The organism is Pseudomonas sp. UBA3149 (assembly GCF_002364655.1).
GTDB lineage: Bacteria > Pseudomonadota > Gammaproteobacteria > Pseudomonadales > Pseudomonadaceae > Chryseomonas > Chryseomonas luteola.
In genome coordinates this window covers 415,272-438,486 of sequence record NZ_DEYV01000010.1, presented here as the reverse complement: position 1 = coordinate 438,486, position 23,215 = coordinate 415,272, and the positions used below count along the sequence as shown (strand labels likewise).

Here is a 23,215-nt window from a genome sequence, read left to right as displayed (position 1 = left end):
CGCCTACAGGCACAAGCCTGCTAGGGTACGCCACACGAAAACCGTTGTTGCGAGGTAGGCCTTGGACTGGCAAACACTTCTAACCCGCGAGCGCCTCGGCAAGGCTGTGCACAGCACCGCCGAACTGGGCCGCAGCCCGTTTCACAAAGATCACGACCGTATCATTTTCTCAGGCGCCTTTCGCCGCCTGGGACGCAAGACGCAGGTGCATCCGGTCAGCAGCAACGACCATATCCATACCCGACTGACCCACAGTCTTGAAGTCGCCTGTGTAGGCCGCTCGCTCGGTATGCGTGTAGGCGAAAGCCTGCGTCATCAGTTGCCGGACTGGTGCGAACCCAGCGATCTGGGGGTAATCGTGCAGTCAGCGTGCCTGGCGCACGACATCGGCAATCCTCCCTTCGGACACTCGGGGGAAGATGCGATTCGCCACTGGTTCGCCCAAGCGGCCGGCCGTGGCTGGCTGGATGACATGAGCGACATCGAGCGCGACGATTTCCTGCACTTCGAAGGCAATGCCCAAGGCTTTCGTGTCCTGACACAGCTGGAGTACCACCAGTTCGACGGAGGCACACGCCTCACGTATGCCACATTGGGGACTTACTTGAAGTACCCCTGGACGTCCCGCTATGCCGAGGCACCCGGCTACAAGAAACACAAGTTTGGCTGCTACCAGAGCGAGCTGCCGCTGCTTGAACAGATTGCCGGCAAATTGGGTATTCCCCTGCTTGGCAAGGAGCGTTGGGCGCGGCATCCGCTGGTCTATCTGATGGAAGCGGCCGATGACATTTGCTATGCGCTGATCGACCTGGAAGATGGGTTGGAAATGGATCTGCTTACCTATGCCGAAGTGGAAGCCCTGCTGCTGGGCCTCGTAGGCGATGATCTGCCCGAAACCTATCGCCAGCTCGGCCCACAGGACTCGCGTCGGCGCAAGCTGGCCATCTTGCGTGGCAAGGCCATCGAACACCTGACCAATGCCACGGCACGCGCCTTTGTCGAACAACAGGACGCCCTGCTGGCCGGTACCCTGAAGGACGATCTGGTCGAACACATGGATGGTCCCGCCAAGCTGTGCGTGCAGCGTGCCAAAGCCATGGCCCGGGAAAAAATATTCCAGGACAAGCGCAAGACACTGCATGAAATTGGTGCCTATACCACGCTTGAAATTCTGCTCAATGCGTTTTGTGGCGCAGCGCTTGAACAGCATCGCGGCCGTGAGCCGTCCTTCAAGCACCGGCGCATTCTGGACCTGTTAGGCAACAGCGCGCCGGACCCGAACTGGGCGCTGCACCGCTCGTTCATGCGGGTAATCGACTTTATCGCCGGCATGACGGACAGCTACGCCACCGAAATGGCCCGCGAGATGACAGGACGCTCAAGCCCTGTTTGACCATGCTCTTAAGCCGCTCATGAAAACGAGCGGCTGAAGAGTTCAGCGAGCCTTGCCGCAATTACCCTGCGCTATCTGGCTGAGCATCAGCAGGGACGAGGAATAATAATCCTCCTGCTTCAACACTTCCGCCTGCAAGGATTGCGGCTGACCATCGAGCAGCGCGCGAATACCCAGCACTCCCCAGGAGGCCGCATAGGGTGCAACCTCACCAGAGGCTAGATCGACCCAGGCAGGGGGTGAAACCGGATCCTTGCTGTGCCAGAACGTACTGACTGCGCGCCACTCACCGCGCTTGCCAAGTCCTGCCCAGGCGCCATACAGCGGCACGCGGACGGCATCGAATCCAAAGCGTGACGGCCAGCCTTCGGCAGGCTTCAGGGTGCCGTCAGCTCCCTGGGCGATCCAGTCAAATGGTAATTTGGCCTCACCAAACTGCGCGGCTTGAAGCAATTGCGTGCCGCTCTGGAAAAGCGCTGTCCAGGGACCTTCCGGTTCGATCCGCGCAAAGGCTTGCAAGGCAGGAAAGATCCAGTACGACAGGTTGATAACGGTTCCGTCTGGACGCTTGAACCCTTCCAGACCTGGCAGCAGCAGCGTATAGCCCTGCTCGCGCTGGATCAGATGTGCTGCAATGGCGTCACGAATCTGTTTCGAAGCCTTTGCATAGGCAGGGTTCTGCCAACGCTCACCTGCTTGCTGCAAGGCCCAGGCAATAAGCAGGTCCCCATCGGATGCGTTATTGCGATCGGTGACGGCAGGATTTGCCTTTGGGTCGTACCTCCACGAGAACAATCGGTCCTCACGCTGCAGGGTCTGCTTCGTCCAGCTCCAAAGACGGTCAAACGCCCTGCGATCACCATTGGCCTCCGCAATCAGCATCGCGTAGCCCTGGCCCTCGGAATGGCTGATGCCCTGGTTACCCGTATCGGTAACACGTCCTTGCGACGTCACGAACCGCTGCTGATAGATGTCCCAACCCTGCTGGCAGCTCAAGGGCTCTCCTGAGACAAGGGCCGAGGCCAGACAAAGCACAGCCAGGAGGGCACATCGCCATGTTCTAACCTGCACAGCGAAACACCAGCGCGCCTTCGGGCGATTCCAGCAGACGAACCTGCAGCCGATGCTCCTCTCCCTGCGCCTGGAATATGTACTCATATAGACCCTCCAATACGGCAGCCAGGCTCCGGGTCCAGCGCTCGGAAGACTCAAGTATTGGATAGCCACCGTGCACGATCTCGATGGCCTTGCCCTGCACGCCAAAGCGTACCCAGCCCCAATCCATGGCCTTCCAGCGCTCGTTGACAACCCTCTCCAATGCCTCAAGTGTAGGCTGCTCGCTTAACACCATGGATTCGCCCAGGCGCGCCCCTACCAGTCGCAGAAAACCCAGCGCATCAGTACTGCCAGCCGACTCATACATCTGGTTGATCAGCGTCAGAATAAGGCTGCCCCACCGCCCCCGCTCTTCTCGCGTGGACAAATAGGCAAGCGTCGCCTGTTCAATATCCTTGGACTGCATTACGGCAGGTTCTCCAGGTTGTGTTTCAAGTAGAGTTGTCCTGTGGTTTCGGAGTAATCACCAAAGGTATCGTAACTCAGCGCGCCGCCTACCTTGGTCTGCTTGCCCAGGCTATATTCGAGTTTAGCGCCCGCATTGAGCGCAAGCCCGCTGTCACTGCTGCCCTTGTATCGGGCGCTGCTGACATAGCCCTGCCCTGCAAGGAACTCCATGCTCGACTGCAAGGCCTTGTCGGTCGGGAAGTAGTCTTCACTCTTCTGATTGAACGCCTGAAATCCGGGCGCCACGTTGAATTTCATGTCCCATTTGTTGTTGTACTTGGCGGTGTATTCGATCGGGAACGAGACGCCTACGTAATTTTGTGGGCTGAAATACCCGCCATGCCCGACGGTATAGCCGCTCAGATTCTTGTCAAAGCTATTCCAGCCGAGGTGAATCCCTATCTTGAGTTCACGGTCAGTCTCATGGATGGGGCGAACGTAGGCACCGGCGTGGACTCCCAGGGCCTGGTTATCGGCAACGCCCTCTCCCCGATAGATAAAGTAGTCGCCACCATAGTAAGCCCCCACATCGCCATCGTCGTAACTGTACTCAGCCGCTATACCGGTCTTGGTGACGCCACCCCAGCGCTTGCCCGTCAGCGGGTCCTTGGCACCTGCATAGGACAAGACGCTGTCTGTTACTGCGCGCCGTTCGACAGCCAGGGACAACTTGCCGTTATCCCCGACCTTGGGCGTCCATTTGAACCCTCCTACCAGGTTTTGCTTCTCAAACCCGAGCGGGGTCGTGCCGACATCTGCCTGGAATTGTTCATGCCTGATTGCGGCGCTAAGCGCTACCCCGGAGTCGGACTGCGAACCCGGCTCGTAGGGCGCCATCACGGCGCTGGCGCGGTTATTGACAAGGCTTTCGAGCAAAGCGCGACCTTTTCCACCCAGCGCATTGCCGGTATCCGCGTTCAACAGCTCATTACGCACACTTTGCGCAGCGGCCTGCCGGTCAGCCGCCGTCATGTTGGTTCGGCTGTAGTTAACGCTTTCGAGAAAATGCGTCGTAACCTTCTGCTCGAAGTTGAACGCCATCTGCCGATAGAGACTACCGGAGCCAAACCGGTTGGCGCTGTCGCCCTCCACCGACCCTGCGCTGATGGAAACAGGCGTGGCGGTAAGCTCCAGCCGGGTATTACCGAACGGCACCAGTGAGACCGTCAACGGCGCATTGACCTCAGTCAGCCTGCTCAGGCCGGTATCGCCATCCCGTGCACGAATGTTCATGCCTCCCTGGATGAAGGGCATCCGCGCCTGTTGAAGATCCGCCAGGGTTCGCTGAATATCGGTCATCAATGGATCGGCTGGTAGACCTGAAGAGGCTCGCTGCGTGTGCAGATAGCCTGGAACAGCAGAATCAGCGCCTGCATCGGCCAGTAACAAAGGCGAGCCAGCCACCGCATACTCCTTGCGGAATGGATTGCCTTGCCCCAAGGCGGCCAACTCGGCAGACGAACCAGACGCCTGAGGTACCACGCCGTGTTGCTTGCGCTGAGCCGCTTTCAGAAGCTCGATGGCGGTGTCTGTTTTACCCTGGGCCTGAGCGATCCGGGCTGAAAGATAAAGCGAGGTGGCATTGTCGGTATGCCCGGTTTTCTTGAGAATGGCCGATGCGCGTGCCGGATCGTTCAATGCCAGGGCGGCACTGACGCCCCCCTTTACGGCATCTTCGTTGGCAGGGGTCTGCGCCAGTACGTATTCGTACACACCCAGCGCCTCCTTGGGCATGTGTCCGCCATCATAGAGCCGTCCCATCGCCAACAGCAGGTCCGGGTCCCGCGGCGACTGCGCCAATGCAGCCATTAACAGGTCATACGCTCCGGCGTTGTCGCCGCGCTTGCGCATCCAGTCCGCCTGATTGACAGCAATTCCCCGGCGCAAGCCGACCAGGCTGGCCTCATCCACTGCCGATAACCGTCCGCGACGCTCCAGCTGGTGCAGCAGCAGATCGGCTTCGGTCGTTTGACCGGCCTGACTCAACACTGAAACGACAGGCACATAATGGGTGACTGGCTGCTGGCCATCGTCACGCTCGAATGCTCTGACCAGCGACAATGCCCAGGCCGTTTGCCCCATATCTGCCAGCGCCTGAGCTACAGCGCCGCGTCCACCAAGGTCCGAAGGCGCATTATCGTAGAGTTCGCGCAGGGCCTGGCGCGCCTGGATCGGATTACCACCGGCGACGATCCTGCGTACGCGGGCGATACGGCTGTTTATTTCGGTGCGCGTGATCAACTGAAGCATGTCCGGGGTACGAGCCGGCAAAGGGACACGCTCGATATAGCGCTGGGCATCCTCCCAGCGCGCCTGCTCAATGGCGAATACTGCAGCGGCGTGCAAGGCTTCCGGATCGTTGCGGCGCGCATCCGGCTCCATAAGCGCCTGGGCCTGTACCGGGTCGGAACCGTGCAACAGCCGTGCATAGGCCAGGCGGATCCAGGGACTGTTTGGCGCAATGGCCAGGGCCTGCGCATAGAGTTCCAGCGCCTGCTCATTATTGCCGGCCACCGATGCCTTACGGGCACGCTCGCTCAAGGCCTGCGCTTCTACCTGCTCAAGGCTGCCGGCTGCCTGTTTGGCCACGGCAGGGTGCGCCTTGAGTAACGCCAACGCCTCGGCACTGCGTTGTTGCATGAGATAGCTGTTGTACAGCCCCAACCCCGCGGCAGTGTCATCCGGGCGCGCGCTCAATAGAGGTTTATAAACGGCTTCCGCCTCGGCTGCCTTGCTATTACGCAGCAGAATGTCGCCATAAAGCAGCTTGCCCGAGCGCCCCTGCTCACCTGTTGCCTGCGCCAGCGCCCGGGCCTGCTGCTCGGCCTCCATCAGGCGGCCCCGGTCACGTAAAGCGCGCACGGCGGTGAGTCGGCCGTAAAAATCGGCATTAGCTACGGCCTCCGCCCAACGAGCACGTTGCGTCGGATCAAGCTGGCTGGCCCGCTCAAGGCTGCGCTTGGCCGCTTCGTAATCCTGGGCGCGCAATTGGATGATCCCCAGGCCGCCCCAGGCCTCGGCATCCTGTGGATCTTCCTGAAGCGCCTGCTGGAATTTACGGGCAGCCACATCGAGCCGACCTGCGTTCAAATCCTTGAAGGCTGCTGCCCTTGCCTGCCCCTGGGCGCTCTCGGCCTGAGCGTTGACCACCGTCATGAAGTGCTGAACGACCTCGGCATCATTCGGATTGACCTGGGCGTAGCGCTCATACAACGCCTGATCGGAAGATTCCGCGCCCAACCACAGCAGCGCCTGTCGCCAGGGTTGCCGCGCCTCAGGCACCGAGCCTGACAGTTCGGCCAGCTGATGGATTCCCTCCCGCCGCGTCTCGTCCCGGTAGGTCAGCGCCTCGGCAAGCGCCAGACGCGCCTTGAGGTCGGCTGGATTGCGGCGAACCTGCTGCTCCAACCCCTCGCGCCCCTGCACCCAACCGTTTTTTGTGCCTGCAAGCGTCTGGTAGTACTCAAGCGCCAAGTCATCTGGCGGAGGATTGCCGTTGAAAAGCGTCCTGTAGCGCAGGGCAGCCTCGTCAGCTTTGCCTTGGCTTGCCAGCTGACGTATTTGCGGCAACTCGCTGCGATCAAGCGTCTTGGCCTGCGCCTGGTTTTGCAGGATCTCGATGCGGGCGCTGTCCGGGTGCAGTTGTTTGAGTTTCTGCAACCAGCCTTCGTAGGCCGCCCTGTCAGTACCCAGGGCAAGCTGAGCCTGGCGGTACAGGACCTCCTCGGATACCGGGTCAACCTGTAGAGCACGGTCGAGCGCCTGACGAGCCATGTCCGGCCGGTTGCGGCTCTGCCAAAAGCTGGCTTGCTGCAGCAAAACGTCTATACCCTGATTTGCAATCGCCGTATCAGGCAGATTGGCATAGGTCATTCCGCTGAGTGCGCACAGCATCGCGACCGATAAGGTTTTCAGCGCATACTTCGGCATGATCAATTCCTTTTGCCCAGTCGCTTGTGGGCCTGGAGCCTGAGCAATGTGTGAAGCCCAAATGCCGCCAGCACTGCTGCAAGCAACAACAACCCCATCAGGACCAGGGGCCGCTCACTGAACAGCCAGCGCACATACATAAACCAAGGCAACTCGCCATAGGTAAAGCGCAGCCCGGTACGAAAGCTCTCCACCTGACCATCACGGCCAAACAAGGCGATATCGCCTCTGATCTCGGCGCTGTGTTCCGGGCTGTTCAAATAGGTAATTACATTAGGCAGGCGTTCTGGCTGGCTAGCCAATGCCATCACTACGACGCGCTTGTTGTTGAGGGGTGACTGGCGGCTGACAAACCCCTGAAAATCCCGATAGCCCGCCAGCGTGCGGTCGGCTGCATCTATCTGGCGATCCCAGTCGCCCAGCAATACTGTTTCAAGCATGCCGGTTGGCGTGAGCGGTTGGATACGAAGCCGGTTCTGGGTGAGTGTGAAGGACGAGCCCTGGAACAGCGTCTTGAAATCCAGCCGATCACTGATCTGGCCAACCACCAGCCAGTCGCGGTCCGCGACTTCAGGCAGATGTGTGGTTCCCAAGAGCACGGTTGCGTTAAGGGCAGGATAGCCCGTGGCATCACCGAAACGCCCCATCAGCGTCAATAAGGCCTCAATCTCACTGGCGCGGGGTGAATGAGGCAGAATGAGCGCCGTCTGGGAAAGATCGGCCATACGTGTAAAGGGAAAGCCGGCTCCAACGAAGAAAGACAGGTTGGGCAGCTGTGAAAAGTGCTTGGCTCCACTCAGGTCAATCACTGAGTCGCCGTCGATGTAGCTATGCGCTGACTCCGGCAGCACAAGGTTGCAGTCTTCGGTGCTGGTGACCTGCTGGTTGTAGTAAAACCCTAGCTGGTTATCGCCATAGATCAGATACGGCGGCACCTCGATCACTGCATCTTCCTGGCGGCTGGGGTAGCCCAGCAGTGACTTTACCTTTTCATACAGGCCCGGCTTGAGTACCGATACTGAACTCAGGTATTGCCCGTTAAGTGAGACATCCAGTCGGGAGCGTGCGGCGTCGTACCAATCCCCTTCGGGGAAGCGAAACCGTATGCGCATCGGCACATTGTCGCCTTCCCAGAGAAAGTTATCGGGTGCAGCGCGAAAACCTATCTTGATGACACCTGGAAAGAGATTGTCGCTGGTCAGCGCCTCAGGCTTTGCCAGATCAGCGAAGCGGGTAACCTGATTGGAGATCCAGCGCGGCGCATCGTAAGGCCGGCGGGCCGGGATCGAAAACGGCGCTAAATTAGCAGCTTCCCCTTTCAGACGATCCGACCTTAGTACCAGATTCTGAGCGGCGACGCGGACTTCCGATGCATCGCGCCCCAGCACCAGCAGGAGCTTGCCCAGGGAATCACGGGGGTTATCGACCACGGCCAGCATGGGACCCTCAATCGCTGGCAGGGTTAAACCTGTAAAGGATTCGCGTGCCGTGCCAATGAGAACGGCATTCCCCATCGGCAGCTCATTGAAGCTGACCGGAAATTCAGCGCCACGAAAGCGGGACTGCATACCAAACCAAGAGGCGACCATCGCAGCGCTTTCTATCTCACCCGCTTCAGGTTGATCGGGCAGTACCACAGGCAGGCGCAGGCGGCTCATATCCGCTTCATCGAAAAAGGGTGCTGGCAGCAATGCCAGATCGCGCGTAATGGGCAGCCTTTCCAAGGCCAGTTCCAGCGTGGAGGCAGGGTCTATTCTGGCCCACAGCGCAGGATGTAACGGGTTCTCACACTGCTGTGAATAATGCGCATCAAGGCGCAGGTTCAGCCGATTATAAGGCAGCAGGAGTAGCGGATTGATGGGCAGATCGACGTCCAGTCCCGAGGCGGTAGCAGGTACCAATGGAATGTTCTGAATCAGCTCATCGTTGACCGATACCTGCAGGACGCTGCTCTCGGCTAAAAGCTTGTCGGAATAGCTGAGGCGCAGGTGCAGCGTCGCGCCTGTAACCACCTGCTGGCGGTTGATGGAAAAAGCTACGCCCGCCTCCCCTCGCCGCCCCTTCAGCATCAGTGCGTCGGACACGCCCAACCGGCTAAGGCTGATCGATTCAACCCTGCCGGGCATAGCAGGCATGCCAGCAGAGGTTATTGTACTGACGGGTGGCGGCAAGGCCGGGAGCGGCGGAAGGGGCTGCTCATCAGCCTTGGACGGCAAGGAAATAATGCACAGCACGGCAACAACCACCAGGGCGGCGGCAGGCATCAGCGCCCTGGCAAATCCCCGTGGCTTGCGAGTCTTGGTTGCGTTGCCGGGCGAGCGTCTGGTCGGCCGCCTGACCAGTAGCGCGCCCGATCGGATCACATTCCACAATGAGCGCAGCGGGTTATCTTCCTGTGTTGGGTGCGTCTTGAGCCAGGCATCTGGCCGCCCCATGACGATAGCCACCAAATCGCGGCGTTGGGCAATTGAGAGGGGTTTGTAACGCAACTGCACATAGCCATCGCGGGCATTGACCATGTCTGTGCCCAGGATCAGAGGCGACTCGCCATACTGGATCTCGATCTCCTCGACTGGCGCGGACAACTCACCCCCCTTGTAACGAAGCCGCGCACCGCCCATGGAAATATCCACCGACTCGCTGCGCACCACACGGCCATCGGCCAGGTACATGAGAATCGGCAGATTGACAGCGAGCCGCACGGTCTGGCGCACCTGCCGGGTCTCGAGTGCCGCTGCAATGGCCGCCAACAGGATCAACATGTTGAAGACTGTCCAGCCAATGTTGAGCATCAGCGTGAACAAATCCGGCCGAATCGCTTCGATCCAGAAATACTTGGCAATACCAAACAGGATGCCGGCACACAAAAAGCCCACCGTAATCAGGTGCGGCTTCACCACAGGAAAATCGAAGAAGCCCCGGTCCAGCAGATCGCCTTTGTCCGTCACGTTGAACTTGCCCTTCCTGGGGTTGAACAGCGTATAGAGCGTGGGCTTGATCAGGTGAAAGGCCAGCACCGTCTCGTAGATTTCCCCCCAGAAGGAATGACGGTGTTTACCCTGGATACGGGCGTTTGTCAGGATCGACAGCACCAGATGGGGCAAGGCATAGGCAAAAATGGTCTGCGCCGAGGCAGCGATGATGTTCTGTCCCAGCAGCAGGAAGGCCAGCGGCGATGTCAGGAAGACAAAGCGCGGCAGGGCAAACTGGAAATGCAGCATGGCGTTCAGATAGCAGAGCCGCTGAGGCAATGCCAGGCCCCGCCCGAGCAGCGGGTTATCCAGCCGGAAGATCTGCGTCATGCCTCGCGCCCAGCGCATACGCTGACCGACATGCAAGGCCAGGCGCTCTGTTGAAAGGCCTGCCGCCATGGGGACGCTGATAAAGGCTGTGTTCCATCCCTTGCGCTGCAGCTTGAGCGCCGTATGCGCATCTTCGGTTACGGTCTCGACGGCAAATCCGTTCGTATCTTCTAAGGCCTTGCGGCGGATGATAGCGCAAGAACCGCAAAAGAACGTGGCATTCCACAGGTCGTTGCCCTTCTGAATCGGGCCATAGAACAGCTCATCCTCACTGGGAACCTTACCCTGGGTACTGAGGTTGCGGGCAAACGGGTCTGGCGAATAGAAGTGATGTGGCGTCTGCACCAAGGCGAGTTTGGGGTCATCGAGGAATTGCCCGACCGTGGCCTGCAGGAAAACCCGGGTCGTGACGTGATCGCAGTCGAAGATGCAGATCAGGTCGCCGTGGGTCTTGGTCATCGCATGGTTGAGATTACCGGCCTTCGCATGATTGTTGTCCGGCCGAACGATATACCCCACGCCTGCGGCAGCGGCATATGCACCAAATTCGGGTCGGCGACCATCATCGAGTACATAGATTCTGAGCTTGTCGGCCGGGTAATTCAGATTCTGGGCAGCCAGGATCGTATCCTGTACTACGCTCAGGCTCTCGTTATAGGTCGGAATGTAGACATCCACGCTTGGCCACACCGAGGTATCGGCTGGCAGACGGCTGGGCCTGCGCTCAAGCGGCCAGGCACTCTGGAAGTAGCCCAACAGCAGGATGATCCAGGCATAGACCTCGGCCAGGTACAGACCGATACCCAGAACCCATTCCACACCATTGCTGAAATGCAGCGTCTCGGTGGTACGCCAGTAGAGATAGCGTGTCGAAAGCGTGATCGAAATGACCACCAGCGTCAAAGTGATTCGGGAAGAAGGGTTGCGCTTGAGCACCATCGTAAACAGGATGGCAGCCACGCTTAGCAGCAGCTGCATCTCGATGCTCATCGGCACCATGATGATCAGTGCAAGGATAGGCAACGCCAGAACAACAAGCCCGCTGGCTGCGAGCTTTCCGACTCCAGAATTCATCCTTGATTCCTCAGGAATACTGCCGTTGACGCGTATCAGATACAGGTGTGGTCTGCTGCTCAAGCGCGGCCAGCAATCGCTGCGCAAGCATATCGAGGTCATGGGCGGCGGCCGATGCCGAATCGAATGCGAAAACCGATTGCTGACTTGCCAGCGCCTCAGGCAGTGACTCGTCACGATGGATCATGCCCAGCAATGCGCCACCGCAGCGCGCCTGCAGAAACACCGAGACGTCTCGATTGAGGCGCCGCCGCCGATCCACCTGATTGACTACATAGCGCACGGTTTCCGTTCCAGCACTGCCAAAGAACTCACCGGACTCGATGTCCGGCAGCAATGCAACCGAGCCTGCATCGGCCAACAGTACCGCTATGCAGAGATCCGCCTGATGGATAAGTGCGCTCAGAGCAGCGCTTGGGCCAGGCGGCGTATCTGCCAATACAATCACATTGGGAATCGTGAGCAGATCTGCCAGCCCTTCCTTCAGAAAAGAAGGATCATTGAGCAGGCGGTGCTCGAACGCCAGACGCGTCGTTGCGCTAACCCGTCCGTATGGCAGCACCTGAATATTGCTTGGAGAGGTTACCTTTAGCTGCCGCCAGTCTGCGCCCGTCAGAGCGCTTTCAACAAATCCCTGACTCAGCCCGAGCGGCAACCCAAAATGCAGGCGCAAAGCGTTCTGCACGTCGAAGTCAACCAACACCACTGGACGCCCCAGACGCTGAAGTGCATACCCCAGGCTGGCCGTCACGGTCGTCTTGCCTACACCACCCTTGGGAGAGGCAACACAGATTAACGGCATGTGGCAATACTCTTGAGTAGCGCTTTCAGAGAGCCCTGAGGTTGAAGGTCTACCTCGTCCACTGCCGGTTTAATTTTGAAGATATTGCCAAACGGGTGAGCGCCTGAGGCAGGCTTGGCCTGGACATCCACCGGAGGAGCGATGCCTGACGAGGGCTCACGCGCCTCTTGTAAGGGATTGCTCGTCACCGCTGGAATGGCCTCGGTAGAGACCGCAGAAAAAGAATGGATAACAGGTAATGGCTGATCAACAGGCGAGGCAATGGCCTCGAGAAGTGCCCACCCTAGCGTATCCCCTGCTTGAGCCGATGCCCCAGACTGCCGGTTCAGGTTTTCTTCATTAAGGCTGTTAATGTAGTCCCGGATGTCCCGCTCGCTCATGATAGCAATCGTCTGTATGGCAATTTGCTATCATTTTAATACCTAATGCACAATTGATCATTATCTTTTGCGATATTTGTCACATTATGGAGATCCGCCAGATAAATGGCTGTTTAATTCCTCCAGGCGGAAAGCTGACAACGCGTGCTAGTCATTTCACAGGCTGTATTGGCTATAAACCGGTTTGCTGCATAATGTCTGTTTCTTGTAACAGATCGCTCGGCTATCACCTTTTCATCTCGGCCCAGCCTTCTTTTGGGGTTTGTTAATGCTGAAATTCTTCCGCTCCGTTTCACTTGCGCTAGGCCTTCTGCCTCTGGGCTTACCCGCTCTGACCTACGCCGACACTGCCGTGCTGCCACCTAAAGTGCAGCAGCTCATGCAAAAGAACAAACTGGCCAATGACGAGTTGTCCCTGGTCATGATTCCGCTGGATGCTGCCGGAAGCGCTGACTTTTACAATGCCGATGTTTCCGTAAACCCTGCTTCTACCATGAAGCTCATTACGACATTTGCGGCGTTGGAACTGCTAGGTCCTACCTATCAGTGGAAAACGGAGTTCTACACCGATGGCCAGCTCCACAACGGAGTGCTCAACGGCAACCTTTATCTCAAAGGCGGTGGCGATCCAAAGCTGAACATGGAAAAACTGTGGCTGATGATGCGTGATCTGCGCGCCAATGGCGTCACCCAGGTCAACGGGGATCTGGTTCTGGATCGCGGCCGCTTCATCAAACCCGAACTTCCTGTTTTCAACGATGACGGCAACGATGAGAACAAGCCGTTCCTGGTTGGCCCGGATGCCTTGATGGTCAATCTGAAGTCGGTCCGCATGGTCATTCGTGCCGATGACGGCAAGGCCAGCGTCTCGATGGACCCGCCGTTGACCAATGTGCGGGTTGAGAATCAGGTCAAGGCCGTGGGCAAAGGCAAGTGCCCTGCGTGGCCTGAAATACGGTTCAACCCAGTCACGGAAGCAGACGGCACTGCCCTCATCGTGACGGGCAACCTGCCTAGCGGCTGTAGTGCCCAGAGCTATCTGTCCCTGCTGGATCACCCAAGCTATACCGCAGGTGCCGTACGCGCCATCTGGAAGGAACTGGGCGGCACCATCATGGGCAAGGACCGGGAGGGTACGGTACCCAAGAGCGCAGAGCTGCTGGCTCGCTCCTTTTCGCCTGATCTGGTCGAGATCATTCGCGATATCAACAAATACAGTAACAACACCATGGCGCGACAGCTGTTCCTGTCCATTGGTGCCCAATACCGCACCAGCGCGGACGCGAATGATGGCGTAGCGGCGCAGCGTGTGATTCGTCAGTGGCTGGCCCGCAAAGGTATCACCGCTACGCACCTGGTCATGGAAAACGGCTCGGGACTGTCCCGCGATGAACGCATCAGCGCGCGGGAAATGGGCCTGATTCTTCAGGCAGCCTGGCAAAGCCCCTATGCCTACGAATACATCTCTTCCCTGCCCATTGCAGGCATGGATGGCACGCTGCGCAAGCGCCTGAAGAATACACCCCTGCTCGGACAAGCCCACATGAAGACGGGAACGCTCAATAACGTACGTGCCCTGGCCGGCTTTAGTCGGGATGCGAATGGCAGGACGTGGGCAGTGGTTGCGATTCTGAACAGCAGCCGTCCCTGGGGTGCGTCCAGCGTACTGGATCAGGTTATGGTGGATCTGTACAACCGTACCAAGCAGGACAGCACTGCTGCTCGCTGAGAACAGCGGTTACGGGAGGGCTTCAGCCCTCCCGCTCCCAGGCACACCGTGCCCGCAAGTCATCTTCCTGTGGGCTATGGAAGCCTTTCTCAGATTCCCAACGGAACGTATGAGTACCGCTCAAGGCGGTTTCCAGATGCACCACGGCGCTGGCCCAATAGAGGCGTTTGAGCAGGGCCTCGAACTCTTCGACCCATAGTTTCCACTCATACTCGACGCCCTCATAACTGGCACCAAAGTGAATGACCTGGGTTTTATAAAGACCTGCGCCGGCCTGCTCGCACTGGCTGAACATCTCCCGCCCCAGAAATGCCCAGGAATCATGAGGGAGATTGGCCAGAACACGACGATTCAAAGCCCGGCGCATGCGGCGCTCCATGGAGTCGCTCGTCGGCCAATCCTTGATGCAGCCATACACTATGGATTCCGAATCCACGGAACACTCCCTCTTTGCTACTCCTTGGGCTTTTATCACAGCCGCCTGGCCGATTAAACGCCGCGCAACACCTAAATGATCGCTCCGTGATGCAAGGCACTGAGACGAGTGAAATAAGAAGAGGTAGCGCAGAAAAGACAAAACCAGAGCAAGCAACGCTTGGCTCTGGTTTTGTCTCACAACTGACATCGGCAAGGCAGGCCGGTGAAGAGAACCCTACTCTCTTGCACCTCTTTGGGCAAGAATTTTCTCCTACGCACCAAGCAGGGGCAAAAAGCGGGGAGCAGTCGGTCTCTATCGATTCGTAAACACTTGATTAGGAAAGACTTTTCATCTTTAAGCCGTCGACGCTAGATCATTCCCAGCAACACCAGCACGAGCAGTACGACCAGCAACACGCCCACGATTCCAGACGGGCCATATCCCCAGCTGCGCGAATGCGGAAACACGGGCAATCCACCAATCAATAGAACAAGCAGGACCAGAACCAATATGGTAGTCAGCGACATGATGCATCTCCTTATAACCGCTACGGGAATCCACAGCACAGGTCGCTTCCCATCACCGAGACCGGAAAAGCTCGGGGAATAAGAAGAAAGCGTACCTGTACTATCGGACTGCCACCTCTGCGGAAAAGTCCTGCAACCGCTTCGCTTGTTGACGAGAAGCACACTATTTCTGTTTAGTACGGCTTGGGCACAGGCCCCTTCAATAATTTGAGAAACATCAGCGAAACCGTTTGTGCGTCCCCAAGCGCGGTATGCCGCCCCGTTACCGGTATGTCCAGCGCCCGCGACAGGGTGTCAAAGCGCAGATCCAAATGCACGTCAGGAAACAAACGGCTGACCTTGCGATGATAGAGGGCTGACACTTCGATCCGGGGATTCGTCAGTCTAGGCATCCCGTAACGGCGAAAATGACGACTGAGCACGGCGATATCAAAGGACACGTAATAACCCAGCAGCGGGCGATTTCCGATGAAGTCTTGCAGTTGTCTCAGGGCATCCTGGATATTGAGCTGCCCCTCCAGATCCATCCGACGTAGCTTGTGAATGCGGATCGATTCGGCGTCCAGACTGGGTGGCGGCTCGACGTACAGCTCAAGACGTTCCCCTACCTGCATCTTCCCCTGTCGAATGAGTATGGCACCCACACTGAGAATATCGGCCCGACGTGGATCAAGGCTGGTCGTTTCCAAATCCAGCGAAACGATCTCATCGGCGTCCATCGGGTCATGCCACCACCAATGCAGGCGTTGCCGCCAAAGGGGCCAATGCAAATCAGGTCTTGAGATGTAGGCAGCCATCAACGCGTATCCAGATGAAACAGACGTCCCAGGGTTTGCTTGAATTTTTTAACTACATGAAGGCTGAAGCGCAGCAGGTCTCGCTCGGTCCGGCTCAGGATCGACACATCGATACCTTGCGTTAATCCATTCCTGTCACCTGCCAATTGCTGTGACAGCCGTAGCTGCATGAACAGCTCGAAAGCCTCAGCGAGGTTATCGGCCATGTTTCGATCCAGAATGCCTCGCTCGCCCAGCATCTGCAGTCTGCCCAAGGTGCCACGCACCATCAAACCGTCTCGCAGGGCGAGTATTCGGGTCCCATGAACGATCGGGAAAAGACCTCCACGCTTGATGTCCAGGCGTTCGCCAGATGTTTTGAACCCGCCAAACAAGGTCAACGGCGTATCAAACTGTAAGGCAGCCAGCGCCATATCGCTCAGCCAGCGCTCCCCCGAGCCAGACCACACGCTCAGCTGAGCCTGCACAGCCATAAACCAATGCTCATTTCCGGCTACAGGGTGGGCATCCATCAGAATGGACAGACGCAGCAGCTGCTCAAGATGCCCCTCGCGGGCGGCCGTCAGCAGCTCATGCCGCCACTCACTGACAGGTTTGCACCACACCGCATTCGAGGCCATTACCCTTCCTGGGCATTGAGGGTAACCAAACCCCGTGAGCGCCTCATTGAAGCGGGCCATCCAGGCCAATGCCTCCTCGTTTGCAATGTCGTCTGCATGGATCAGCGCATTATCCTGATCGGTTTTGAGCAACTGCTCTCCTCGCCCTTCGCTTCCCATGACCATCAGGCAGCAGCGGGAGCGATAAGCCGCAGGAACGCACTGTTCGAAGACGCGCGCCAGTAATTGCTCATTCAGTGCGCTAACAAGTTGCATGATAAAGCGCAGCCGAATGCCGTTACCCTCCAGAGTAGCAATCAGTATATCCAGGGTTTCGGCGGCTCTCTGCAACTCATCAAGCGTTTCGGCGCGGGCGATCCGTAGCGCCAGAACATGAGAATGGGTGGAAAAGAGACTCAATACCTGAGTCAAATGCAGCAGGCCGACTGCCTGATTACCTTGCCTGACCACGACCCGCTCGATGCGTTGGCGGGTCATGAGAATCATGGCATCGAATAGAAAGTCGCCCAGCTCTATAGAGGCCAGCGGCTGATGCGCCAGCGTCCCGATAGGTGTCTCGTCGCCCAGCCCCTGCTGGAAATGGGCAACCATCAGGTCCGTTCTGGTCACAATACCCAGTCCTTCAAAGCCGTCTTCCAGCCGGACCAGCAACGCATCGGCGCCGACCTTTAGCTGCGTACGGGCAGCCTCACCCAATGACAGATCGGCACCGACTTCCACCGCAGGCATCAGATGCTCACGGGCAATGCGGGTCAGAATGAATTCCGCCAGATTCTGCCCGTCCCGGCGCGCCAGTTGCCGCTTGGTGGCAAGGCTTGCCTGAAAATAGGCAGCAAACGAGGTATTTCGCTCGCACAGTTCATGAAACATCTTGGCGTTGAGTTCGTAGACGATGCTTTCCTCAACAGCTCGATAGGCATGTCGGGTCTGCCCATCAAAAAGCCCCCGCACATCAAAGAGATCGTCCGGCCCATAGTGTGCAAATAGCTGGTCGTCCTTGCCACGCTCCTCAATGACACCCTTCAGCACGATATAGAGTGCAAGCGTGACGCTACCCGGCTCGATCAGTATCTCGCCAGGCACGTAGTATCCGACCGATAGCGCCGAGCGAAGCAGGTTACGTTCATACTCACTGAGTGTGTCGAACGGGGCTGCCTCGAAGTTGAAATTATCCGGCATGACGCGAATTCGCCTGAAATGAAAACGGCAGGCCCTGACGAGCCTGCCGATTCAGTACGACTTAGTGAGCCACTGCGCCGGAAGCGCCAAGACCCGTCTGAGAGCGAACGAACTGCGGGAAGAATCGAGCACGCTCTTCATCGGCTGCGGTAGATTTGTCCGTAATCGAGAAGAACCAGATCCCGATGAACGCTACGAGCATGGAGAACAGTGCTGGATACTCATAAGGGTAGATCGCCTTTTCATGACCCAGAATAGTAACCCAGATGGTCGGGCCCAGAATCATCAGAGCCACCGCCGTGATCAGACCCAACCAGCCACCAATCATGGCTCCGCGTGTGGTTAGCTTCTTCCAGTACATGGAGAGCAGCAGAACCGGGAAGTTACAGCTGGCCGCGATTGAGAAAGCCAGACCCACCATGAAGGCGATGTTCTGCTTCTCGAACAGGATACCCAAGCCAATTGCAACTACACCCAAGGTAATCGTTGTGATTTTGGAGACACGCAACTCGTCTTTCTCGTTGGCATTACCTTTCTTGATCACACTGGCATACAGGTCGTGGGAAACCGCCGACGCACCGGCCAGCGTCAAGCCTGCCACTACTGCCAGAATGGTCGCAAACGCTACCGCCGAGATGAACCCCAGGAAGATGCTGCCGCCCACCGCGTTGGCTAGGTGCACCGCCGCCATGTTGTTGCCACCAATCAGGCCACCGGCAGCATCCTTGAACGCAGGATTGGTGCTGACGAGCAGGATCGCGCCGAAACCGATGATAAAGGTCAGGATGTAGAAATAACCGATGAAACCGGTAGCGTAGAACACGCTCTTGCGAGCTTCTTTGGCATCACTCACCGTGAAGAAGCGCATAAGAATGTGCGGCAGACCTGCTGTACCAAACATCAACGCCAGACCCAGAGAAAAGGCTGAGATCGGGTCTTTTACCAGACCGCCGGGGCTCATGATGGCCTCGCCTTTCGGATGGACCGCGATAGCCTGGGAGAACAGCGCACTGAAGTCGAAGTTGACGGACTTCATTACCATGACGGCCATGAAGCTTGCGCCCGAAAGCAGCAGCACCGCCTTGATGATCTGTACCCAGGTGGTTGCTAGCATGCCACCAAACAATACGTACATCACCATGAGGATGCCGACCAGGATCACCGCCACGTGGTAGTCAAGGCCGAATAGCAGCTGAATCAGCTTGCCCGCACCCACCATCTGAGCGATCAGGTACAACGCCACCACCACCAACGAACCACAGGCAGACAGGGTACGGATTTCCTTCTGCTTGAGACGGTAGGAGGCAACGTCGGCAAAGGTGTATTTGCCCAGGTTACGCAAGCGCTCGGCAATCAGGAACAGAATGATCGGCCATCCGACCAGAAAGCCGATGGAGTAGATCAGGCCGTCATAACCCGACGTAAATACCAGCGCGGAAATACCCAGAAAGGAGGCGGCAGACATATAGTCGCCTGCGATTGCCAAACCATTCTGAAAGCCCGTGATGCGACCGCCAGCAGCGTAGTAATCTGCCGCTGAACGGTTGCGTTTGGAAGCCCAATAAGTGATCCCCAATGTCCCCGCCACGAAAGCAACGAACATTACGATAGCGGCCACGTTCAAAGGTTGCCGTTGAACGGCACCGGTCAACGCATCGGCAGCCCAGGCAGCCGGAGCGAACAGAGCCAGTCCCATTACTGCAGAGAGAGGCGCTTTCATTGTTGAACCTCCTTCAAAATGGCACGGTTAAGCTGGTCGAATTCACCGTTGGCACGGCGAACATAGACACCTGTCAGGATAAAAGCGGAAAGAATCAGACCGACACCGATCGGAATTCCCCAGGTAATCGGACTATCCGGGTTGATCCGAGCACCTAATACATGTGGCGCAAAGGCGATAAGCAGGATGAAGGCGACGTAGAGTCCTAACATGATTAGGGAAAGCAGCCAGGCAAAACGCTCACGCTTGGCAACCAGTTCTTTGAATTGCGGATTTTGTTCTATCCGCCGGTAGATGCTGTCGTTCATTATTGTTGTCCTCACAGCGTGACGGGGATCGTCGATTTGTACTCTAGGCTACCGGCACCTGACAGCCAGACGACTTTAGTCGTAACCGGGATAAAGGGACTGTTTCGCGGGATAAAGGGTAGAGGCTTAAAAGTGCGACCCTACAGCCCCGCTGACGCGGCGGGACTGGAGCGGTCGGCATATGGCTCGGATGCCGAATACGCTTACGGCGGCAACAGCAACGTGGGCTATCCGACCTGATCAACCATAGCTATTTGTGTGACGGCATGTGTCTCGAGAGTTGTCGGCGGGCCCGCTAGTAATCCCACAGACTGCGCCACCCCTCCAGCGGATGATGCCCTTCGGCATCGAGCACCGAGACGCTAGCGGTCATTCCGGCACTCAATTGCACCTCCGGCGGCACATCCAAGAGCTCTACGCGGACCGGAATACGTTGCGCCAGTCGTACCCAATTGAACGTGGGCTGAACTTCCGCCAATAGCTGCTCGTCCGGGCTTGCGTTGCGGTCGGTGATTCCGCTACTGATGCTGGCCACACGCCCCTTGAGAATCCCCTTGTGGCTCATCAGGCGGATATTGACGGCATCCCCTACTGCAATATGCGGGATCTTGGTTTCCTCGAAATAGGCCATGACGTAGAAAGAGCGCGTATCAACCAGCGCCATGACAGCTTCACCGGTACGTACGTAGTTACCTTCGGCAAATCGCAGGTTCGTGATGCGCCCTTCGCGAGGCGCCAGCACTTGGCTACGCGCCAGGTTAAGCTCCGCCAGCCGGATATCCGTCAGCGCTTCCTGATACTGACTCCGTGCCACGGCAGCGTTAATCTGCGCATTTTCCCTGTCTTCGGCACTAATGGCGCTGACACCCAGACGATTACGGCGCTCAGCCTCGCTCTCACGCAGGCGCAGCTGCTGTTTGCGTGTATCGGCAACGGCACGGGCGTGGTTGAGCGTAGCCTGGTAGCGCTCCCGGTCGATCTGCATGATCAGATCACCTTTCTTGACCAGCTGATTATCCTTGACAGGCAAGCGAGTCACCCAACCGGCCACATCGGGCGAGACGACTACGACATCGGCTCGAACACGTGCATCACGCGTCCAGGGCGAGAGCATGTAAAACCGCCACAGCCATAGGCCAGCCAGCACGGCCACTATCACCACGACCACTGTAATCGCTACACGGGCCACCTTGCGCATCATGCCCTCCTCATCCAAGCGTTCATATTCACCGTGACCACGTCACGTCGCGGCAACCCATGTAATGGCTGCGAGCAGCAGCAGAAACAGTGCGCACCCAAATAGTGCCTCATGCCAGATCCAGCGACTCGCATGAAGTTTGTGCATGACCAGCCGAATCGTGCCTGTCAGTAATAAAGCCACTACCGCATAAAGAAACAGCGGACTCAGGTAAACGCCGCCGATAGCCCACTCATGCAGGTCCATGGTGATCCTCAAGCGATTGGCACCACATCGTCCAGGTTCGCTGCAACTGGCGAACCGCTCCATGAGCCAGGCGCTTGGGCTCATCCGGCTCTGGTACGGCTTCTAATACAGAGCGTAATCGGTTCGCGGGTTCATCCAGCTGCTCCGGCCGTACATGCTCCAGACCATTTGCCAGGGCTGCCGAAAACGCCTGTAGGAAACGATCGCGCTCCGCCGCCAGTGAGCCGGTCGCCCCGTCAAGGCAGGCGCGCAGGTGCAACAGCTCGTTACCCAGATCCAATGCCAGCAGGCCATCGTGCCAGCGACGACGCTCATGGAGCGGCATCAGGTTGATGTTGCGTGCCAGCTGCAGCAGTCGATCAGCCATGCGCCCTCCAAACCAGGTTTCGGCAACACTGAGCGGGCGCTCTGTCAGACGCTGCAGGTCATAGGTCGTGGCTGAAAGAATTCTTCGGATCAGCCGCCGCGGGTGACGCAGCGTAATCAAACGAAAGATAACGACGGCAAAGCCAACGCCAATGACCAGCGCCTGTGCCTGATTGAGCAGGTTAGCCATGTCCATGCGGGTATGGTTGTTTGGCGAAACCAGCACAATGAAGTGCAACGCAAACGCAGTAGCCGTACCTACCACCGCTGGCGGCCCCGCCATTCCAAGCGCGGCAAAAAACAGCGGAACCCCCATACCCAGGCACAATAACGGGAAGCCGGACCATGACGGCAATACGGCCTGGCTGACAACAATGGCCACCACGATGGCGTAGGCAATACCACGAAGAAAACTTAGGCCGATCTGAACGGCGTTATCGCGGTTGGCGAACAGGCTGCATAAAACAGCACCCAACAGCATGGCACCGGTTGCGGCAGGCCAGGCGGTGTTCAACCAGAAGATCGCAAGTCCGAGCAATGCCAACGCGCTGCGCATTCCATACAACAGCGCCGTCTGGATGTCGCGGTGCCAGGACAGTGCCGAAGGAGCACTGTCATCAGCCACGCCACGGGCAACCGCCCGTTCGGCCTGTTCAGCCGTTAGCGCCTTGCCGAGCAGAATGCCCAGGCGAGCTAGAAAGTAGCGCTGGTCATTGTTGTAACGTGGGTCATTGAGCTCGTCACGGAGCCGGTTGAGCAATGCCTCAATGGCCGCTGGCTCGAACGGGTCCAGATGTTGGATAACCTCCTCACGCCAGGGCGCGACCGCCTCTCGTTCACCTGCTTCAAGGTTACGCCACTGGCGAACCACGCCCCGCGAGGTACGCAACAGGCTCAGCAGATCTCGACAGAACAGTCGCAACGCACGGGCACGCTGACGTCCTCGATGGCCCTCGAACCATGTGTGGTCGCGCTGCGCATCGACAGCCACGATCTGGCCAAACACCCCAAGCAGTCCGGTCGCAGCGGTTTCATCTTCAGCCACCTCAGCGCGTGCTGCCTGCAGACCCGCCTGCCACACCTTGCTGGCCTGTTGACTCAGGTTCTGCTCTACACGTTGCGGCCAGATTACCGAGCTGACGATAGACGCCACAATGATGCCCATACAGATTTCCGTACAGCGAGCGACTGCCTGATCAAAAACGCCGAGCGGCTGAGCAATGGCTGGCAGGCCGATGATCGCTACGGTGTAGCCGGCCAGAACGAAGGCATAGGACACATGATTGCGCAGCAAGGTCGACGCAGCGGTGCACAACCCGAGCCAGAGCGCCATGGCCAGAAGAAAAGCCCAGGGCGTCTGTGCAAACAGGCCAATCAACACCACAGACATGATCGTCCCGGCTACGGTCCCGATCAGACGAAACAGACCCTTGGCTACCACCATGCCGGACAACGGCTGCGAGACGATAAAGACCGTCATCATCGACCATGTGGGCTGTTCAAGATCGAATCGAAACGCAAGCCATAGGGCCAGACACGCTGCAAAAAGCGTCTTGACCGCAAACTTGAGCGCCAACGGGCTAGGCGCAAGGAAAACCTGCCAGGGAATACGCACGTGCTTATTATCGTCGAGTGATGACCGATAGGCTCACGAACGCGTCAG

General features: G+C 57.9%; 17 protein-coding genes. 2 read left to right on the top strand and 15 right to left on the bottom strand.

What is annotated here, in order from left to right:
• The first annotated feature begins 61 nt into the window (after positions 1–61).
• Positions 62–1,393: a deoxyguanosinetriphosphate triphosphohydrolase gene (locus tag B3729_RS08070; protein WP_286787563.1), complete on the top strand. Its 1,332-nt coding sequence runs from the start codon at positions 62–64 to the stop codon at positions 1,391–1,393.
• 42 nt (positions 1,394–1,435) lie between these two features.
• Here the strand turns inward: B3729_RS08070 and B3729_RS08065 are convergent, their stop codons facing one another.
• The 6 genes from B3729_RS08065 to B3729_RS08040 are packed head-to-tail and all read right to left on the bottom strand — an operon-like array spanning position 1,436 to position 12,444.
• Complete coding sequence (locus B3729_RS08065) at positions 1,436–2,428, bottom strand: glycosyl hydrolase family 8 (protein ID WP_286787702.1); 993 nt, start codon at positions 2,426–2,428, stop codon at positions 1,436–1,438.
• 25 nt (positions 2,429–2,453) lie between these two features.
• Positions 2,454–2,915, bottom strand: coding sequence for a cellulose biosynthesis protein BcsD (bcsD, locus tag B3729_RS08060; RefSeq protein ID WP_286787562.1), 462 nt, complete (start codon positions 2,913–2,915; stop codon positions 2,454–2,456).
• Positions 2,915–6,886, bottom strand: coding sequence for a cellulose biosynthesis protein BcsC (locus B3729_RS08055; RefSeq protein ID WP_286787561.1), 3,972 nt, complete (start codon positions 6,884–6,886; stop codon positions 2,915–2,917). Before B3729_RS08055 ends, bcsD begins: the two co-directional genes overlap by 1 nt.
• 2 nt (positions 6,887–6,888) lie before the next feature.
• Positions 6,889–11,262, bottom strand: coding sequence for a UDP-forming cellulose synthase catalytic subunit (bcsA, locus tag B3729_RS08050; protein WP_286787560.1), 4,374 nt, complete (start codon positions 11,260–11,262; stop codon positions 6,889–6,891).
• Positions 11,263–11,272: 10 nt separating this feature from the next.
• The gene (bcsQ, locus tag B3729_RS08045; RefSeq protein WP_019365819.1) at positions 11,273–12,064 is read right to left on the bottom strand and encodes a cellulose biosynthesis protein BcsQ; all 792 of its coding nucleotides are present in this window, start codon (positions 12,062–12,064) and stop codon (positions 11,273–11,275) included.
• Positions 12,055–12,444: a hypothetical protein gene (locus B3729_RS08040; RefSeq protein ID WP_286787559.1), complete on the bottom strand. Its 390-nt coding sequence runs from the start codon at positions 12,442–12,444 to the stop codon at positions 12,055–12,057. The genes bcsQ and B3729_RS08040 overlap by 10 nt, the downstream gene beginning before the upstream one ends.
• Positions 12,445–12,712: 268 nt before the next feature.
• Here B3729_RS08040 and dacB point away from each other — a divergent pair, with 268 nt between their 5' ends.
• Entirely contained in the window at positions 12,713–14,173 is a 1,461-nt protein-coding gene (dacB, locus tag B3729_RS08035) for a D-alanyl-D-alanine carboxypeptidase/D-alanyl-D-alanine endopeptidase (RefSeq protein ID WP_286787558.1), read from the top strand.
• 22 nt (positions 14,174–14,195) lie between these two features.
• Here the strand turns inward: dacB and B3729_RS08030 are convergent, their stop codons facing one another.
• From B3729_RS08030 to B3729_RS07990, 9 genes are all read right to left on the bottom strand, one after another.
• The gene (locus B3729_RS08030) at positions 14,196–14,609 is read right to left on the bottom strand and encodes a hypothetical protein (protein WP_010795076.1); all 414 of its coding nucleotides are present in this window, start codon (positions 14,607–14,609) and stop codon (positions 14,196–14,198) included.
• Positions 14,610–14,959: 350 nt separating this feature from the next.
• Entirely contained in the window at positions 14,960–15,118 is a 159-nt protein-coding gene (locus tag B3729_RS08025) for a DUF3309 family protein (RefSeq protein WP_010795077.1), read from the bottom strand.
• A gap of 173 nt (positions 15,119–15,291) precedes the next feature.
• Positions 15,292–15,915, bottom strand: coding sequence for a 3'-5' exonuclease (locus tag B3729_RS08020; protein WP_010795078.1), 624 nt, complete (start codon positions 15,913–15,915; stop codon positions 15,292–15,294).
• Entirely contained in the window at positions 15,915–17,714 is a 1,800-nt protein-coding gene (locus B3729_RS08015; RefSeq protein ID WP_286787557.1) for a DUF294 nucleotidyltransferase-like domain-containing protein, read from the bottom strand. The genes B3729_RS08020 and B3729_RS08015 overlap by 1 nt, the downstream gene beginning before the upstream one ends.
• 61 nt (positions 17,715–17,775) lie before the next feature.
• Complete coding sequence (locus tag B3729_RS08010; protein ID WP_286787556.1) at positions 17,776–19,434, bottom strand: cation acetate symporter; 1,659 nt, start codon at positions 19,432–19,434, stop codon at positions 17,776–17,778.
• Positions 19,431–19,742, bottom strand: coding sequence for a DUF485 domain-containing protein (locus tag B3729_RS08005; RefSeq protein WP_019365825.1), 312 nt, complete (start codon positions 19,740–19,742; stop codon positions 19,431–19,433). Before B3729_RS08005 ends, B3729_RS08010 begins: the two co-directional genes overlap by 4 nt.
• 295 nt (positions 19,743–20,037) lie before the next feature.
• Positions 20,038–20,940: an HlyD family secretion protein gene (locus B3729_RS08000; protein ID WP_019365826.1), complete on the bottom strand. Its 903-nt coding sequence runs from the start codon at positions 20,938–20,940 to the stop codon at positions 20,038–20,040.
• Positions 20,941–20,982: 42 nt separating this feature from the next.
• On the bottom strand, positions 20,983–21,186 hold the full coding sequence (locus tag B3729_RS07995; protein ID WP_219652435.1) for a DUF1656 domain-containing protein: 204 nt from the start codon (positions 21,184–21,186) through the stop codon (positions 20,983–20,985).
• On the bottom strand, positions 21,173–23,167 hold the full coding sequence (locus tag B3729_RS07990; RefSeq protein WP_286787555.1) for an FUSC family protein: 1,995 nt from the start codon (positions 23,165–23,167) through the stop codon (positions 21,173–21,175). The genes B3729_RS07995 and B3729_RS07990 overlap by 14 nt, the downstream gene beginning before the upstream one ends.
• Between the last annotated feature and the right edge of the window lie 48 nt (positions 23,168–23,215).

Coding starts and splice junctions, on each gene's coding strand:
- bcsA (WP_286787560.1), bottom strand. CDS start 11,262: ATGAATTCTGGAGTCGGAAAGCTCGCAGCCAGCGGGCTTGTTGTTCTG.
- B3729_RS08040 (WP_286787559.1), bottom strand. CDS start 12,444: ATGAGCGAGCGGGACATCCGGGACTACATTAACAGCCTTAATGAAGAA.
- bcsD (WP_286787562.1), bottom strand. CDS start 2,915: ATGCAGTCCAAGGATATTGAACAGGCGACGCTTGCCTATTTGTCCACG.
- B3729_RS07995 (WP_219652435.1), bottom strand. CDS start 21,186: ATGGACCTGCATGAGTGGGCTATCGGCGGCGTTTACCTGAGTCCGCTG.
- bcsQ (WP_019365819.1), bottom strand. CDS start 12,064: ATGCCGTTAATCTGTGTTGCCTCTCCCAAGGGTGGTGTAGGCAAGACG.
- B3729_RS08005 (WP_019365825.1), bottom strand. CDS start 19,742: ATGAACGACAGCATCTACCGGCGGATAGAACAAAATCCGCAATTCAAA.
- B3729_RS08000 (WP_019365826.1), bottom strand. CDS start 20,940: ATGCGCAAGGTGGCCCGTGTAGCGATTACAGTGGTCGTGGTGATAGTG.
- dacB (WP_286787558.1), top strand. CDS start 12,713: ATGCTGAAATTCTTCCGCTCCGTTTCACTTGCGCTAGGCCTTCTGCCT.
- B3729_RS08055 (WP_286787561.1), bottom strand. CDS start 6,886: ATGCCGAAGTATGCGCTGAAAACCTTATCGGTCGCGATGCTGTGCGCA.
- B3729_RS08010 (WP_286787556.1), bottom strand. CDS start 19,434: ATGAAAGCGCCTCTCTCTGCAGTAATGGGACTGGCTCTGTTCGCTCCG.
- B3729_RS08015 (WP_286787557.1), bottom strand. CDS start 17,714: ATGCCGGATAATTTCAACTTCGAGGCAGCCCCGTTCGACACACTCAGT.
- B3729_RS08020 (WP_010795078.1), bottom strand. CDS start 15,915: ATGGCTGCCTACATCTCAAGACCTGATTTGCATTGGCCCCTTTGGCGG.
- B3729_RS08025 (WP_010795077.1), bottom strand. CDS start 15,118: ATGTCGCTGACTACCATATTGGTTCTGGTCCTGCTTGTTCTATTGATT.